Genomic DNA, 15,221 nt, shown 5'->3' with positions numbered 1-15,221 from the left:
GAAGGGGGCTAAGAAATGTCATCCGTGAGCAGTAATTTGAGCAAGAGCAACGGCAGACTGCGAACAACTGTTAAATCTTCAATGTGGCAGCAAGCGCTCCGGCAGCTGTTCAGAAACAAGCTTGCTATGGCTGGTCTGCTCGTCGTGGTATTTATGTTTTTGCTCTGTTTTATCGGTCCGTTATGTTCTCCTTATTCCGATAATAAAACAAATATATTAATGATGAACAAGGCGCCAAATATCCATCACTGGTTAGGAACAGACAAGCTGGGACGGGATGTGCTGACACGTGTGATGCAGGCAGGTCAAATTTCTCTTACCGTGGGTTTGGCTTCAATGGTATTGTCAGTCTTTTTGGGGGCTACGCTGGGGGTCATATCCGCATATTTTCGCGGGATTGCGGATCAGATTATTATGCGTGTTGCTGATTTGCTGCTGACGATTCCCAGTTTGCCGCTACTATTTATTATGGGCGCGCTGCTATCGGACTGGAAGGTTCCACCCGATCAACGGATGTATATTGTCATGCTGATGCTTAGTCTGGTCAACTGGCCGGGGATTGCACGAATGGTGAGGGGCCAGATGCTTAGTTTGCGGGAACGTGAATTTATGCAAGCCGCGACGGTACTGGGACTCTCGAATCGTAGAAAACTGTTCAAGCATCTGCTGCCGAATATTTTACCGTTGTTGATCGTTATCGCTACATTGAATATTGGCGGAGCTATCTTGAGTGAATCTGTACTCAGCTTCTTTGGCCTTGGCGTGCTGCCCACGACACCAACTTGGGGCAATATGATTGATGCCGCTAACAATGTGCTGGATTTTCAGCAACGACCGTGGTTGTGGATACCGCCAGGACTGTCTATTTTCGCTACAGTCATCGCTATTAATATTTTTGGTGACGGGCTGAGGGATGTACTTGACCCGAAACATAAGAGGTAGGTGATCATACACCATGGACAATTTACTTTCCATTGAACATTTAAGCACTCATTTTTATACAGAAGAAGGAACGATTAAAGCGGTGGATGATATCAGCTTCCGTGTGAAGCCGGGGGAAACGGTATGCATTGTCGGTGAATCGGGATGCGGCAAAAGTATTACCGCGATGTCGATCATGGGTCTCATCCAGAGTCCTGGTGGTAAAGTGGCAGGCGGAAGCATCCGCTTTGAGGAAACCGATCTGCTAGAGCTTAGTAGAAATGAGATGCGCACGATTCGCGGGCATGAAATCTCCATGATCTTTCAGGAGCCGATGTCTTCATTGAATCCAGTCATGACCATTGGTGAACAGCTATCCGAACCACTGATTGAGCATTTGAAAATGGGCCGCAAGGAAGCTCGTAAACGAGCACTGGAACTGATCGAACAGGTCGGTATATCCCGGCCAGAGCAGATTTTAAAAAGCTATCCGCATGAGCTGAGCGGGGGGATGCTGCAGCGAATTATGATTGCGATTGCTGTTTCTTGTGGTCCCAAGCTGCTTATCGCGGATGAGCCAACCACGGCGCTGGATGTAACGATTCAGGCGCAAATCCTGGATATGCTGCGTGAATTTAAAGCCCAATCCAATATGTCGCTCATGCTAATCACCCATGATCTGGGTGTTGTCGCCGAAATGGCTGATTACGTCATAGTGATGTATGCAGGCAAGATCGTCGAGGAAGGCGAAGTGGTACAGCTGTTCAATCATCCCAAGCATCCTTATACACAGGGGTTACTAAAATCCAAACCGGTGCTTAATCAGCGCCAAGAGGAACTGTATTCCATCCCCGGGCAGGTCCCTAATCCGCTGGAGCTGACGACTTCCTGTTATTTTCACGACCGCTGTGAGCATTGCATGGACATTTGTCGGATAAAAGAGCCTACGTTAAAAGAAGTTTCAGCTCAGCAGAAAGCATCCTGCTGGTTATATGAGGAGGCGGTTGTTCATGGCTGAGCCGTTGTTGGAAATAGACCGCTTAAAAACGTACTTTCCGGTCAAGTCCGGGTTTATGAACCGTACTTCAGGACATGTGCGGGCGGTAGACGATATTAGCTTTACGATCCGTCAGGGTGAAACCTTTGGATTAGTAGGGGAATCGGGGAGCGGTAAAAGCACGGTGGGCCGCACGATTGTTAGATTGACGGATAAAACGGACGGTACCGTAAAATACAAAGGGGTCGATCTCCATAGCTTGTCAGCCAAAGGGATGCAGGAACTTCGTCCCAAAATTCAGCTGATCTTTCAAGACCCGTACAGCTCGCTGAATCCGCGTGTACGGATTGGTGATGCCATTGGTGAGGCGCTACTGGATCACGGTATAGCAACGAAGGAGGAGGTCCGGCAGATTGTGCTGGATGTGCTCAAGCTATGTGGATTGTCAGAGTATCATATCGACCGTTTTCCCCATGAATTTTCGGGAGGTCAACGTCAACGGATCGGCATTGCCCGAGCGCTGGCGCTTCAGCCGGATCTAATTATCGCTGATGAGCCGGTATCAGCGCTGGATGTATCCATACAGGCGCAGATTATTAACCTATTCGCCAAATTGCAGGCCGAACGGGGTCTGACATATTTGTTCATCTCGCATGATTTGAGCGTGGTGGAACATTTGTGTTCCCGTATTGGCGTGATGTATCTAGGCTCCATGGTCGAAACGGCTTCGCGTGACGAGCTATTCGGGAATCCGTTGCATCCGTATACGAAGGCGCTACTGTCGGCTGTACCTATTCCGGTGCCGAAGCTGAAGAGAGAACGTATTTTGCTCAAGGGGGATATTCCCAGTCCGGTTAACCCGCCATCGGGCTGCAAGTTCCACACTCGCTGCCCCTTTGCAATCGATCGTTGCTCTAAAGAAATTCCACTCTATCGTGAGGCTCGTCCTGATCACTGGGTGGCTTGCCATTTGGCTGAATGAACAGAGCTAATCAACAAATTGTAAAGCCGTTGAAACGGCAGACCGTTCACCACAATGAATCGGTTCTACTGTTTCAGCGGCTTTTATTGTTGTGATTCAAACCGCATGGGTTGACAATACACCTGAAACAGCAGTATATTAAATGGTAATCGTAATGATTACTATTTAAGGTGTGAAATCATGTCCATATCCGTGTTCATCCATCCCGCGGTAGTGATGGTGAACCTTCATGATTGGCATATATCACAAGGAGGAGCTTTACATGGCCAAGAAGTCAAAAGTCGTAAAAGAGAAGAAACGCCAGGAAATTGTAGCTAAATATGCGGATCTGAGACGTGAATTGAAAGCAAAAGGGGACTACGAAGCTTTGCAAAAGCTTCCGCGTGACTCATCTCCAATCCGCCTGAAAAGCCGTTGCGAGCTGACAGGCAGACCTAGAGGATACTTGCGCAAATTCAAGCTGTCTCGAATCGCGTTCCGCGAGTTGGCACATAAAGGCCAAATTCCAGGAATTACGAAATCAAGCTGGTAAATAGGCACTTATGTCAATCGTCAGCGCATGGAGATTATCTGTGTTGTTAACCTGAGGGTATGTCTGATAGAAGGTTGTAACGGGAATGCTTCATGTCGTAGGGGGACATGGGGCATTCCTTTTCCATGGAAAATATTATCGTTTGTATTGATTCTCCTCAGATGGTTAGGTAGAATATGGACGGGTTAAAAATAATACATAACAAACGATTACATAATGTGGATATATCAGATTATGTATACCTCAGGAGGAGCTACAAGATGGAAGTGAAACAGAGAGAGGACTCCTTTTGGAGTATGGTCAAAAAAGGAAACAAATCCTCGGGCTCGGCGGCGTTAGGGAATACCGGCATTGCTCTGATTAAGGGGATTGCTTTTGCCTTGACGGGCAGCGGCTCAATGTTTGCTACGATGATGCATTCCATTGCGGATGCAGTGAATCAAATGTTTGTATTCGCGGGCAGTGTACTGGCAGAGAAAAAACCGACAAAACGCTTTCCTACCGGCTTTGGACGAGTGATTAACCTGTTCTGTATGGTTGCCGTTATTGTCGTAACGATTATGGCCTATGAAACCGCATTGGAAGGCATTCATTTGCTGCAGCATCCGGCTGAATCTACACATGGATTTTGGATTAATGTAATAGTGCTGATTTTGTCACTAGTGGTGGACGGATTTGTATGGAGCAAAGCGATGAAAGAAGTGCTGCATGAATCCAGAGTAGAAGCGAAGGGGTTAGGCATTTTCACCTCTGCGTTCCGCCATGTGGGGCGTGCTGCACCGCCAACCCGGCTGGTGTTTTATGAAGATTTGGTAGCAACAACGGGTGGAGTACTCGCTTTGCTAGCAGTGGTGGTCACATCGCTGACAGATTTTAAACTGCTGGACGGCATTTCAAGTATTCTCATCGGTTGTCTGATGGTCGGTGTTGCTTTCCGGGTCGGTTACGACAACATGGTAGGTTTGATCGGTGTATCTGCTCCTCCTGATATCGAAGAACGTGTGGCTTCCATTATTCTCGCAGATACGCATGTTACGGATATTTATCAAATGCGTATTTTACAGGAGGGACGCTATTATCACGTGGAAGGGTTGATTGAGCTTACGCCGGGCATGACGCTGGCAGATGCTGACGATATTAAATTTAGAGTCGAGGACGCTTTGCTGCGTGATCCTAATATCTCAGATGCAGCACTGGGTATTCTGGAGGATGACGGGATTAGAAAGTGGAAACAAGAGAAACCCACAGTTTAGAAAACATGATCAAAGCGAATCTGGACGGAGATTGGCACTAGTGTAAAACAAGAACTTCCATGACCACGGCAACGGGGCATAGAGGTTCTTTTATTTTTTCTCAATTGTTTTGCTACCCCTTTGAATTTACAATGATTGTTAGATACAATGAAAGCGTTAACAAAAAAAGAGGGTGAAACAAATGCTTCTCATGAGGAGGAAATGCAGATGAGTCTTCTGAGGGAGGCTTGGCCTGCTTCGCGGCTCGTTAAGGCGCTGGCTGGCGGCATGCAGGATTCAGCAAGGCAACGGTTAAGGAGTAATTGGACAAAAAGGCTACGGACGACTGTCTCTGAGCCGATATACGCCGAGCTTTGGATGGATATTGAGCGTGTCTGTAAAGATAATCGGGAAGCATCATGGCCTGAACTGCCGTTGTCTCTGTTTCGGCAATTTGCTAATACAGGAGAGCGCAAGCCGTATGAAGATGTGTACTTTGAACGGCGTGGACGACTGGTTGCTATAGTGCTGGAAGCTGTTGTCAAGCCGGAGCCTCGAAAGATGAAAGAGGTGGAAAGCGGTCTGCTGGACATATGCAGTGAGTACACATGGGCGCTTCCTGCACATGTCAATGAAGAGGACAGCGTAACACCGCCTTGGCAGCAGGTGGATTTATTCGCGTCCGAAACAGCACAAACGCTGGTTGAAATTTTATTGCTGCTAGGAGAACAACTGGCTAGCCATGTAGTCGCTCAGGTGCACGAAGAGATCGAACGTCGTGTACTGGAACCCGTTTTTTGGAAGCCTCGTCATTTTGGATGGGAAACCGCAGATCATAACTGGTCGGCAGTATGTGCCTCCGGTTGCGGAATTGCAGCACTGCTGCTGGTAGAAGATGACTCTTCCAGAGCGGTAGCCATCGAGAGTATGCTGGGCGCGCTGGATTGTTTTTTGGCAGGCTATAGTGAGGACGGGGGATGCCCCGAAGGCGTAGGATACTGGGTGTACGGCTTTGGTTATTTCATTTATTTTGCCGATATGCTGCGTGAGTTTACCGAGGGAGCTGTGGATATTCTGAACTCGAAAAAGGTTAGGCAAATTGCAGCCTTTGCAGAGCGGGTTCATCTGTCGAATGGAATTTTCGCTAATTATTCGGACAGTAGTGAAACTGAACGATTGCCTTCCGGACTCATCTCTCATTTGAATTCATTGCAAGAACGACCATCTACACTCCCTTTCCGCGTACCTGGTCTGTTGGAAGACCCCTGTCGCCGCTGGGCTCATGTATTGCGTAACCTGGTTTGGACGAATTCTTTGGCATTTGGGAGCGGTGAGACCGTTGCCAATTATTTGCCGCAACTCGGTTGGCTGATGTGCCGCAGCCGTAGTTCCAGCCATAGTGGACCCAGAAGCCAAAAGGGTGAATCAGGTGTCATGCTTGCTTTTTCAGCGAAGGCTGGGCATAACAATGAACCGCACAATCATAACGATCTTGGACATTTCATCCTTCATGGCGGTGGCGAGAATCTATTGTGTGATCTGGGAGCAGGCTTGTATACGAAAGCCTATTTTTCACCGGGACGAGAGTCGATTATTAATATCTCCTCTAGTGGTCATTCCGTGCCTGTCATCAATGGGACTATGCAGCAATCGGGCGCAAAGGCAAAGGCGGTTGTGCTGGATATTGCTTTGGATGAGCAGGAGGAGGTACAGACGGGCACAAGGCTTAAGCTTGATTTGACATCTGCTTATCCCGTAGAAGAATTGGCGGTCTTCACCCGCTCCTTTATATGGAATGTGCTGGAGGGAAACGAGGGGGCAAGGCTTACCGTCACCGATCATTTTGAGTTTGAAACGTCTGGCGTGAGCATGAAGTCATGGGATGTGGAGGAGTTTTTCATCAGCTGTATTCAGCCTAATCTGGGAACAGGCTTCGTAGAATGGAAGGGAGCGAACGCAGTCGTCAGGCTAGATTATGATGCCGGCGTGCTGCGGGCGGGGTTGGAGGCTGTGAAGCACATAGATCATGACGGAGCTCCCTTTGTGTTTTATAAAACATCGCTGCAACTAGACTCCAATCACTGGAGCGATTCTGCAAGCGTAGATTGCAATCTGTTTTTTACCATACATTAATTTTCATTTTGAATGGGAGGCAGACAGGATGAATAAGCTGCAGACAGGCAGCGTGTACCCTTGGCAGACGGAACTGGAGAGATTTATAGAACAGGTGGAAAGCGCGCCAAATCGAGTGAATGACGGATGGACTCACCAACGTAAGCTGGCCGTGCTGGAAAAGCTGGTTCGCGCATATGCCCTGCATCAGGATGATACCGGAGCTATCATTGACCCCCATTCCGAAAGTGAACGGTACTACTCCACCCCGTCCTATGCGTTGGCAGCGGCGGTGTTGATCAAAGAAGGCCGGCATGATTTACTGGAATCTGCTGCTGCGGCCTTGACGCATAGCATAGCTTGTGTAGTGGAGGAAAAAGCGCCAGATCACCACCCAGACTTTTTTCCAATAATGATGATGGGCGCGTATCGGCTCCTTAAAAATCTGCTGCCAGAGCAAGCCACGGCTTGGAAACAGCAACTGAGCAGGATTCAGCCGGAGCAGACCTACATTTTTACGATGAGTAAAATGAAAAATCCGAACCGGATGATCAACTGGAATGCGATTATGATTTCCGGCGAGTTTTTGCGTGCAGCGGAAGGAATTGCAGCCGATTCGGAATGGATGGAGACGTATATCCGCAGCTACCATTTGCCTCGTTTTACCGGGTTGGGCCTGTATCAGGATGGACCGCTGGATCGGCCCAATAGCCCATTTGCCTACGATATCGTTACACGTTTTCATTTGGGCGTGATGCTGGAGAACGGATATGATGGCAGCTGCGCACTCGAACTGCGTGATTACCTTCGCAGGGGGGCGCTCAGCACATTACTGGCACTATCCCCGCACGGGGAAATTCCGCCGCGTGGAAGAAGCGCGCAGCATCAGTGGAACGAAGCGGCGGCGGCCTTTGTCTTTACAACACATGCTCAGCAGGCTTTTACAGCAGGAGAGCATGGGCTCGCAGGTGCGTTCCGACGGGCAGCAGATCTATGCTGGCAAGCGATTAGCCGCTGGCAGACCGATGACGGCAAGCTGCATATCGTCCGCAACCATTATCCGTCCGAGGCACGGCATGGCTTTGAGGTGTACTCGAATCATACCTGCTACAGTCTGTGGACGGCGGCTGTGCTGGCCCACACCCTTCTACATGGTGAGGAGATGGATCGCATTTCCCCAACCTTCATCCCGGCGGAGATCGGCAGCCGGGTGTTGGCAACGGACGGTTGGTTCCAGACTGTCATTGCAGCCGTAGAGGGGCAGCAAATGCTTGTGCAAACATCGGTCAACGATCCGTACAATGTTCCGGGCATCGTGCGTATTCAGCAGTCTGCGCTGCCGTCGCTGATCGGTCCGTCCTCAGCAGGTCATGCAGACCGCGGCTTTACAGGCTTCGCGGAGGGAGATATTTTCCCGCTAAGCTATACCCCGGCCTGGCAAACGGAGGACGGAAAGTGGCACAGCTTGTCGGAAGGTATTCCCGGTACGCTGGAGTTCGACCGGGATGGAGGGATTGACCCGCAGGATGGTGGAGGAACCGTACAGATGGAACAAAGCTCAGCGTCTGACGGAGCAACGGATTTTACACTCCTGTGGAAAGGCCCATTCCCGGGAGTGAGGGAAATCCGAACGCATTATCGTCAGGTACCCGGCAAAATTGAAGTGGCGTATGAGCTTCAAGGCAATATTCAGAATGTAGGGGCGCTTATTCCCTTAATGGCGTATGACGGTCGGGAGCGCAGCGTTATTCATCATGTCATGTCAGCCGGGGAAGAAACGGAAAGCATTCGAGTAGAATACGCAGGTGCAAGCCTCGAAGTCATCCCGACGACGGAAGGAACGAACGTGGTATGGCCGGAAGAATTAGCTTCCGTGGCCTGTCGGAATGGGTTACTTAAGGGAGCGCGTCTGGAATGTGAAAGTAATCGCATTTCCTTTATCATTCGGTTACCTGAATAGATAGAGCTAGAGCCATAAATATGATTTAACACGTGGAAAAAGGAGAGGAAAAAAGAAATGACGAAAGCAGAAGCGTGGCTGGAGCAATCGTGGGAGCTGGCTTTGGATAAGACGCTTGCCTTGGCGGCAAGACTGGGAGACGCTTTTCCACATGTTGCTGAGGGTGGACGTTATGATAATCGTGAAGAAGCGTGGTGGACAGCAGGTTTTTATCCGGGGCTGCTATGGCTAGTCAATCGGGCGCGTCCTGACAGTGTGGCTGCCGGGATTGCACAGCGGTGTGAGGGTCGTTTGGAAAAAATACTCTATAATAGCGAAGCTGTAGACCATGATCTTGGCTTTATTTGGCTGCTCAGCGGTGTGGCCGCCCATCGGCTGACCGGAGATTCAGAGTCCAGAAGACGTGGGTTGTTGGCTGCCAATCTGCTGGCTGCCCGTTTTAACGTGAATGGCCGTTTTATTCGCGCGTGGAACTTTCCCTCGAAGGACATGGATACACGGGGCGTTGCGATTATAGACAGTATGATGAATCTACCCTTGCTTTATTGGGCTTCGGAGGAAAGCGGAGATCCGCGTTTTGCCGCTCTCGCTGTGCAGCATGCAGATACCGTAGCACGTGAATTTGTCCGTTCGGACGGCTCTATCACACATGTGGTCGAATTCGATCCGGAGATTGGAAAAAAGGTCGCCGAGCATGGCGGACAGGGATTTGCTCCCGGTTCTGCTTGGGCACGTGGCACGGCTTGGGCTTTGTATGGTTTTACGCTTTCGTATGGGTACACGCGCGATTCGCGTTACTTGAAGGTGGCCGAGAACACGGCTGATTTTTTTCTATCCCAGCTGGGTGATGCTTGCCTGCCTGTGTGGGATTTTAGAGCAGAGGAAGAGCACCGCGGGGCATGGGATTCATCGGCTGCGGCAATTGCGGCCAGTGGTTTGCTGGAGCTAGCAAAATATTCGGCGCGTGCGGAGCATTTTACAGAAGCAGCAGAATCTATCCTCGAGGGCTTGCATCATACGTGTACAGCGTGGGGCGAGGAGTATGAGGGATTGCTGTTGAACGGAACCGTACATTATCCTGAGCAAAAATACATCAACGTTCCCATTATCTATGGCGATTATTTCTTTGTCGAGGCATTGGCAAAGCTGCGCGGTGAAGAAGGTTTGTTTAGTGTTGAATGCAAAAAAATATAGTGTATAAGCGTGCAAGAACGAACTTATTTTTAATCGTCCTATAATTTGTCAGATTTACGGAATGAATTGTGAGACAGCGTGTGTGTAATTTCATTTACATATACGCTGTTTTTTTATGCATGAAAAGGCTGGATTTATTTCGATGCCAAAGTACTACTTATGGGTAGTTAAGAGATCATAGCTGCGCTTATTTTGTACCCAATCAGAGAAAAATCATTGTATATAAGCTCTTAATTCCTATGAAAATTTTCATTTTGATGCATGGAAATAGGTCCTTTTACTTGTTTAAGAGCATTTGCTCGTAAATTGACAATATAGGTGGGTAACCGTATGATATCTTCTTGGATAAAGGGATAAACTGGATTTTAAATCTCATTTTCAAAAGGAGTTATACATATCATGACAGCAACAAGTGATAGTACAAAAAGAATATACGGAGGATTTTGGATAAGAACAGCAGCGTTTTTGATTGATCTGATCATCCTTACTGCCATAGTCCTTTTAGTAGGGGGCGCAATTTACATTATCCCAGATCTTCTGGGCATAAAGGAGACGGGTTTCATACAAGTACTGCTTATGTTGTGGCCGCTGATTCTTTGGCTCGTGCTACCATGGCTGTATTGTGGTTTATGGGAATCATCGAAAGTACAGGCTACACCGGGTAAGCTTGCGTTCTCTTTAGTTGTCGTAGACAAGGAAGGAAAACGCCTTGGATTTTTACACGCCTCAGGACGTTATTGGATTAAAGCTATTTCTTTTGTAATTGCTCATATTATTTATATTGTGGTTGCTTTTACTGCCAAAAAACAGGGACTCCACGATCTTTGTACCAACACCTTTGTTGTACATAAAAAAGAATTGCAGCGATATGAGCAGCAATCGTCTTTTCTGTAAGTATTAGAGGAGATCACCAAAGCTTCTGTTTAATGCATATTCTTCAATTAACAAGAAACCAGCTAATGCTTGCAATACATTAGGTGGTTATTTGTTTTTTCATTTTGTTATGGTGTTTTACTTTTTTTGTCAGAAAAGCAAGACATTTATCATTTATAAAATAACGATACAACGGTGGTGTGCAGCGTAGTGGAGGATTTGAATCTGGAGAAGCGTAGCGTTCGCCTTTGCCATGGGATTCTTACCTTTTAAAAGGTTTATGAAAATCTGAGAATCCCGGGGCAACAGCGATTGTAGGATCAAATGCTACACGTAGCGTCTCACTCAGACAAAAGTATGTCCCTTTATTTTAAAGGGATTCTTATAGCGAAATAAAAAATGTAAGCTGTTCTTACAGTTTTCATGTTCTTTTTAGCTTGTTTTGCGTTATAATGAAAGGATGCACATTATGAACGAATTGGAGGCACAGCCCGATTGACTACTTACCCTTTTGCCTTTGATCCGTCCAAGCCGTTTATTGAGCAGGCAAGTGACTGGATTGCGGATGTATTTTATGAAGTTTTGCCTGAAGTCGGCTTTGAGGTTCGGGATGAACAAATTTATATGGCATTCCAGCTAGAACGTGCCTATAAGGAAAAAAAGACCATTTTTGCAGAAGCAGGTGTGGGCACTGGTAAAACGCTCGTATACCTGCTGTACGCTATTGCATATGCCCGATACATGAGAAAACCGGCGATTATCGCCTGTGCGGACGAATCGTTAATTGAACAATTGGTAAAGCCGGAAGGGGATATTGCCAAGCTGGCACAGCATTTGAATCTGACGATTGATGCCAGATTGGGGAAGTCGCCGGATCAGTATATTTGTCTGAATAAGCTGGATGAGGTGCGAGGCGGACTGGATGAGGACGCAGATGTTTTCCGTGATATTTATCAGGAACTGCCGGATTTTGTTCATTTTCCAGATACGTTACAATCCTTTACTCCTTACGGGAACCGAAAGGAATATCCCGAGCTAACAGATGGACAGTGGAGCAGACTCGGATGGGATGTATTTCAAGACTGTCTCGTTTGCCATCAGCGGCATCGTTGCGGTCAGACGTTGTCTCGTGATCATTACCGTAAAGCGGCAGATCTGGTCATCTGCTCTCATGACTTTTATATGGAGCATGTATGGACCTACGAAGCGAGAAAGCGCGAGGGTCAGCTGCCGTTGCTGCCGGAGCACAGCTCTGTTGTCTTTGACGAAGGGCATTTGCTGGAGACAGCGGCACAAAATGCGCTTACCTACAAGCTAAAGCACGCTCAGTTTGAATCTATAATTACCCGATTGCTGGAGGGAGAAGTACGGGAATCTTTGGCAATGACGATCGAAGATGCGATCTCCCAAAGTGAGGCTTTGTTCGCTGCGCTTGATAAGAACAGTCAGCCGGTACAGGGTTCTAATCGCAAGGAGTTCATTCTGAATGAGTCACTGATTCAAGAGGTAAACCGCTTTGGTGAACTGATCGGCACGATCGAAGAAGAGCTTGTATTTGAAAGCGGGCTATTCTCATTGGATGAGTATCAAGTCAAAATTGTGGAAGAGCATTTGGAAATGATCCAAACCGCGTTGGCTTTGTTTAAGCGTCCTGAACTTCTCATTTCCTGGGTAATGGAGGATCAGGATGGATTAACGCTCGTGGTTATGCCGAAGATGGTAAAAGAGATTCTCAAAGAACGAGTATTTGCACAGCAAATACCAATCGTATTTTCCTCGGCTACGCTTTCCGTAGAGGGCTCATTTGACTATATGGCGCAGAGTCTCGGTATTGAAAATCCGCTAACGTTTTCTGTTGCTTCACCTTATGACTACAGCGATCAGATGCAAGCTGCACTGTACCCGTTGCAAGCGGGGGATGATCCAATCCCGAGAGCACTGGCACTGCTGGAGAAATCACAGGGAAGAGCGCTTATCCTGTTTCCTTCACAGGAAGAACTGGCTGCATTCCAGACGGGTCTCGTTGCCTACCCGGAGGCGTCTGCCTATCGTTTTCTGTACGAAGGTTCGGCTGAAATCAGCCATCTGATCTCAGCTTTTCAGAATGATGAGGAAAGTGTGTTGTGCGCTGTTACATTATGGGAAGGATTGGATATTCCTGGACCTTCTCTGTCGCACGTCATTATCTGGTCACTGCCATTTCCTCCGAATGATCCGGTTTTTACGGCTCTGCGCAAGGATGCAGCAGATCCGTTTATTCAGATAGATATGCCTCACATGGCACTTAGACTCAGACAAGGCATAGGGCGTTTAATTCGCTCGCGTAATGATCGGGGCTGGATATCCATCATGGGCCAGGATTTGAGTCGTCAAGAAGTACGTACACAAGTTGAACAACTACTGCCTGCGGGCGTAGAATGCACCGTAATTGAAGGAAACCCGGGGGGAATAAAAACATGTTGAACTTTACAACGTACACAGTAGATCAGATTAAAGATGCTTTTGGTATTTTGACTGGACAGCGTTATGAATTTATCATTGATGTAGAGGTAGAGGAGGACGACGAGCTATACACTGAAAACGGACTGTATATCCGTTGTCTTTATTTAGTAGACGAAGAAAAGACGGGACTGCTAAAGTATGAATTAATTGAAAAAGTAACGAATCGTTACATTGATCTTGAACTTGAAGATGATGAGTTGCAAGCTGTTGAGACCTTCTGTAAAGAACATGTACAGGATGAAACAGTGAAGTAATAGTATAGAACACTTAGCTAGCAAAGCTGGTATATAGCTAACATATAATGAAGATATCAAGGAGTCCTGACATGATCAGGCTCCTTATTTTTATGGCCATTGAAGAGAACTTATTTGCTTTAGCGCAGTCTATCCCACACATTCACCATAAACAGCATAGTCCCCCCGGCGAGTAACACCCATCCTATGACGATCCAAACTCCAGCCTCTGGAACCTTGTAATTTTCACCTATAATCGCCAATATCAACACGGGCAGACCGATATTATGCATCCAAAAATGGATATGTGCCAGAATAGTAACTGAAAGTGCAGGAAAGGTCACATAGATCAGACCTATAATTCCAAGTGCAATCCAACCCAGCAAATGGGTATGAGACTGAACTTTGGACAGGCTGTAATCACCCGACACGCCAATAATTACACTAAGCAGCACACTGAGGGCAAAATATACGGCAGCTATCTTCAGAAATTGCTTTCCCATATATGAACTCCTCCTTATGTTGCACAAGGATATTTTGTGACATCTTCTCTATCATATCGAGCAAGCAGGCAGGGGGTGTGGGTACTGTGGCTGGTCCATTTGACAAAAGCTTCAAATACACATAAAATCTTATTGCATCAATACTTACCGTATTACTGTGTTTTCTCGGAGATGATAGCGAACTTCTCCGACAATAGGCGTTAATTTTTGACCATTGGTTTATTTTGGATTCGCCATTAAAAGGAGCTTGAAATTATGAATGTATATCAAAATACCCTTGAACTCATCGGACGCACGCCATTAGTGGAGCTGAACAGCTATTCTCTACCGAGAGGAATTCGCCTGTTTGCGAAGCTGGAGTTTATGAATCCCGGTGGCAGTGTTAAGGATCGGGTGGGGAAGGCTCTAATTGAAAAAGCATTAAAAACAGGTCAGCTGAAGCCAGGGGGGACATTAATTGAAGCAACAGCAGGCAACGCAGGTATTGGTCTTGCGATGGCAGCGCTTCATTATAATATCTCGGTTATTTTTGCTGTGCCTGAGAAGTTCAGCCAAGAGAAGCAGGACCTGATGAAGGCATTGGGAGCGCGCATTGTTCATACCCCGACAAGTGAGGGAATGAAAGGAGCCATCGAAAAAACAAAAGAATTGGCTGCTGAAATAAAAGATGCCTACTTGCCACGGCAATTCAGTAATCCGGATAATCCCGAGGCATATTATACGACAATGGGACCTGAAATATGGAACGATCTGGACGGCAAAGTGGACGTATTTGTGGCAGGTGCAGGCTCGGGGGGAACATTTATGGGAACCTCGCGTTATCTTAAGGAACAAAATGCAGCCCTTAAAACGGTCATCGTGGAGCCGGAAGGGTCCATTTTGAATGGCGGCGAGTCAGGCCCACATAAAACAGAAGGAATTGGCATGGAATTAATCCCTGAATTTGTGGATAAAGGATATTTCAATGCCATTCACACTATTAGCGATGTCGATGCTTTTGACCGTGTCAAGGAACTGGCTGCACGTGAAGGTCTTCTTGTTGGCAGTTCTTCAGGGTCTGCTTTACATGCCGCTTTACTGGAAGCAGAAAATGCACCGGATGGCGCACATATTGTTACCATTTTCCCGGATAGCAGCGAACGTTATCTGAGCAAAAAAATATATGAAGGCGGGATATAAA

At 47.3% G+C, this 15,221-nt stretch carries 13 protein-coding genes; 12 read left to right on the top strand and 1 reads right to left on the bottom strand.

Annotation, left to right across the window (positions count from 1 at the left end; translation table 11 throughout):
• The first annotated feature begins 15 nt into the window (after positions 1-15).
• The 11 genes from opp4C to NLX73_RS06810 all read left to right on the top strand — a co-directional run bounded on the left by opp4C (position 16) and on the right by NLX73_RS06810 (position 13,559).
• Positions 16-942, top strand: a complete 927-nt coding sequence (gene opp4C, locus NLX73_RS06860; RefSeq protein WP_061831923.1) for an oligopeptide ABC transporter permease — start codon at positions 16-18, stop codon at positions 940-942.
• 13 nt (positions 943-955) lie between these two features.
• On the top strand, positions 956-1,939 hold the full coding sequence (locus tag NLX73_RS06855) for an ABC transporter ATP-binding protein (RefSeq protein ID WP_254325748.1): 984 nt from the start codon (positions 956-958) through the stop codon (positions 1,937-1,939).
• Positions 1,932-2,900 (top strand): ABC transporter ATP-binding protein, encoded by a 969-nt coding sequence (locus NLX73_RS06850; RefSeq protein WP_053325319.1) that lies wholly within the window; start codon positions 1,932-1,934, stop codon positions 2,898-2,900. Before NLX73_RS06855 ends, NLX73_RS06850 begins: the two co-directional genes overlap by 8 nt.
• A gap of 262 nt (positions 2,901-3,162) precedes the next feature.
• Complete coding sequence (rpsN, locus tag NLX73_RS06845; RefSeq protein ID WP_250268176.1) at positions 3,163-3,432, top strand: 30S ribosomal protein S14; 270 nt, start codon at positions 3,163-3,165, stop codon at positions 3,430-3,432.
• Positions 3,433-3,692: 260 nt separating this feature from the next.
• Complete coding sequence (locus NLX73_RS06840) at positions 3,693-4,685, top strand: cation diffusion facilitator family transporter (protein WP_209941956.1); 993 nt, start codon at positions 3,693-3,695, stop codon at positions 4,683-4,685.
• 207 nt (positions 4,686-4,892) lie between these two features.
• Complete coding sequence (locus NLX73_RS06835) at positions 4,893-6,797, top strand: heparinase II/III domain-containing protein (RefSeq protein WP_254325747.1); 1,905 nt, start codon at positions 4,893-4,895, stop codon at positions 6,795-6,797.
• Positions 6,798-6,825: 28 nt separating this feature from the next.
• Positions 6,826-8,736, top strand: coding sequence for a glycosyl hydrolase (locus NLX73_RS06830; RefSeq protein WP_254325746.1), 1,911 nt, complete (start codon positions 6,826-6,828; stop codon positions 8,734-8,736).
• A gap of 57 nt (positions 8,737-8,793) precedes the next feature.
• Positions 8,794-9,930, top strand: a complete 1,137-nt coding sequence (locus NLX73_RS06825) for a glycoside hydrolase family 88 protein (RefSeq protein WP_254325745.1) — start codon at positions 8,794-8,796, stop codon at positions 9,928-9,930.
• A gap of 399 nt (positions 9,931-10,329) precedes the next feature.
• On the top strand, positions 10,330-10,824 hold the full coding sequence (locus NLX73_RS06820; RefSeq protein WP_254325744.1) for an RDD family protein: 495 nt from the start codon (positions 10,330-10,332) through the stop codon (positions 10,822-10,824).
• A gap of 474 nt (positions 10,825-11,298) precedes the next feature.
• Complete coding sequence (locus NLX73_RS06815; RefSeq protein WP_254325743.1) at positions 11,299-13,266, top strand: ATP-dependent DNA helicase; 1,968 nt, start codon at positions 11,299-11,301, stop codon at positions 13,264-13,266.
• On the top strand, positions 13,260-13,559 hold the full coding sequence (locus NLX73_RS06810; protein ID WP_061831931.1) for a DUF6509 family protein: 300 nt from the start codon (positions 13,260-13,262) through the stop codon (positions 13,557-13,559). The genes NLX73_RS06815 and NLX73_RS06810 overlap by 7 nt, the downstream gene beginning before the upstream one ends.
• Positions 13,560-13,678: 119 nt before the next feature.
• On the opposite strand, the gene NLX73_RS06805 is transcribed toward NLX73_RS06810, so the two are convergent.
• The gene (locus NLX73_RS06805) at positions 13,679-14,041 is read right to left on the bottom strand and encodes a hypothetical protein (protein WP_254325742.1); all 363 of its coding nucleotides are present in this window, start codon (positions 14,039-14,041) and stop codon (positions 13,679-13,681) included.
• 255 nt (positions 14,042-14,296) lie between these two features.
• Between NLX73_RS06805 and NLX73_RS06800 the strand changes: the two genes are divergently transcribed.
• Positions 14,297-15,220, top strand: coding sequence for a PLP-dependent cysteine synthase family protein (locus NLX73_RS06800; RefSeq protein WP_023988377.1), 924 nt, complete (start codon positions 14,297-14,299; stop codon positions 15,218-15,220).
• Position 15,221: the final 1 nt, after the last annotated feature.

Origin of the sequence: Paenibacillus sp. CH40 (assembly GCF_024213605.1) — a bacterium.
Taxonomy (GTDB): domain Bacteria; phylum Bacillota; class Bacilli; order Paenibacillales; family Paenibacillaceae; genus Paenibacillus; species Paenibacillus polymyxa_B.
This window is presented reverse-complemented; position numbering and strand designations above follow the sequence as displayed.

Excerpts from the sequence above, each read along its gene's own strand:
- NLX73_RS06800 (WP_023988377.1), top strand. The coding sequence starts at position 14,297 with ATGAATGTATATCAAAATACCCTTGAACTCATCGGACGCACGCCATTA.
- NLX73_RS06840 (WP_209941956.1), top strand. The coding sequence starts at position 3,693 with ATGGAAGTGAAACAGAGAGAGGACTCCTTTTGGAGTATGGTCAAAAAA.
- opp4C (WP_061831923.1), top strand. The coding sequence starts at position 16 with ATGTCATCCGTGAGCAGTAATTTGAGCAAGAGCAACGGCAGACTGCGA.
- NLX73_RS06850 (WP_053325319.1), top strand. The coding sequence starts at position 1,932 with ATGGCTGAGCCGTTGTTGGAAATAGACCGCTTAAAAACGTACTTTCCG.
- NLX73_RS06855 (WP_254325748.1), top strand. The coding sequence starts at position 956 with ATGGACAATTTACTTTCCATTGAACATTTAAGCACTCATTTTTATACA.
- NLX73_RS06835 (WP_254325747.1), top strand. The coding sequence starts at position 4,893 with ATGAGTCTTCTGAGGGAGGCTTGGCCTGCTTCGCGGCTCGTTAAGGCG.
- NLX73_RS06805 (WP_254325742.1), bottom strand. The coding sequence starts at position 14,041 with ATGGGAAAGCAATTTCTGAAGATAGCTGCCGTATATTTTGCCCTCAGT.
- NLX73_RS06820 (WP_254325744.1), top strand. The coding sequence starts at position 10,330 with ATGACAGCAACAAGTGATAGTACAAAAAGAATATACGGAGGATTTTGG.
- NLX73_RS06810 (WP_061831931.1), top strand. The coding sequence starts at position 13,260 with ATGTTGAACTTTACAACGTACACAGTAGATCAGATTAAAGATGCTTTT.
- NLX73_RS06830 (WP_254325746.1), top strand. The coding sequence starts at position 6,826 with ATGAATAAGCTGCAGACAGGCAGCGTGTACCCTTGGCAGACGGAACTG.
- NLX73_RS06825 (WP_254325745.1), top strand. The coding sequence starts at position 8,794 with ATGACGAAAGCAGAAGCGTGGCTGGAGCAATCGTGGGAGCTGGCTTTG.
- rpsN (WP_250268176.1), top strand. The coding sequence starts at position 3,163 with ATGGCCAAGAAGTCAAAAGTCGTAAAAGAGAAGAAACGCCAGGAAATT.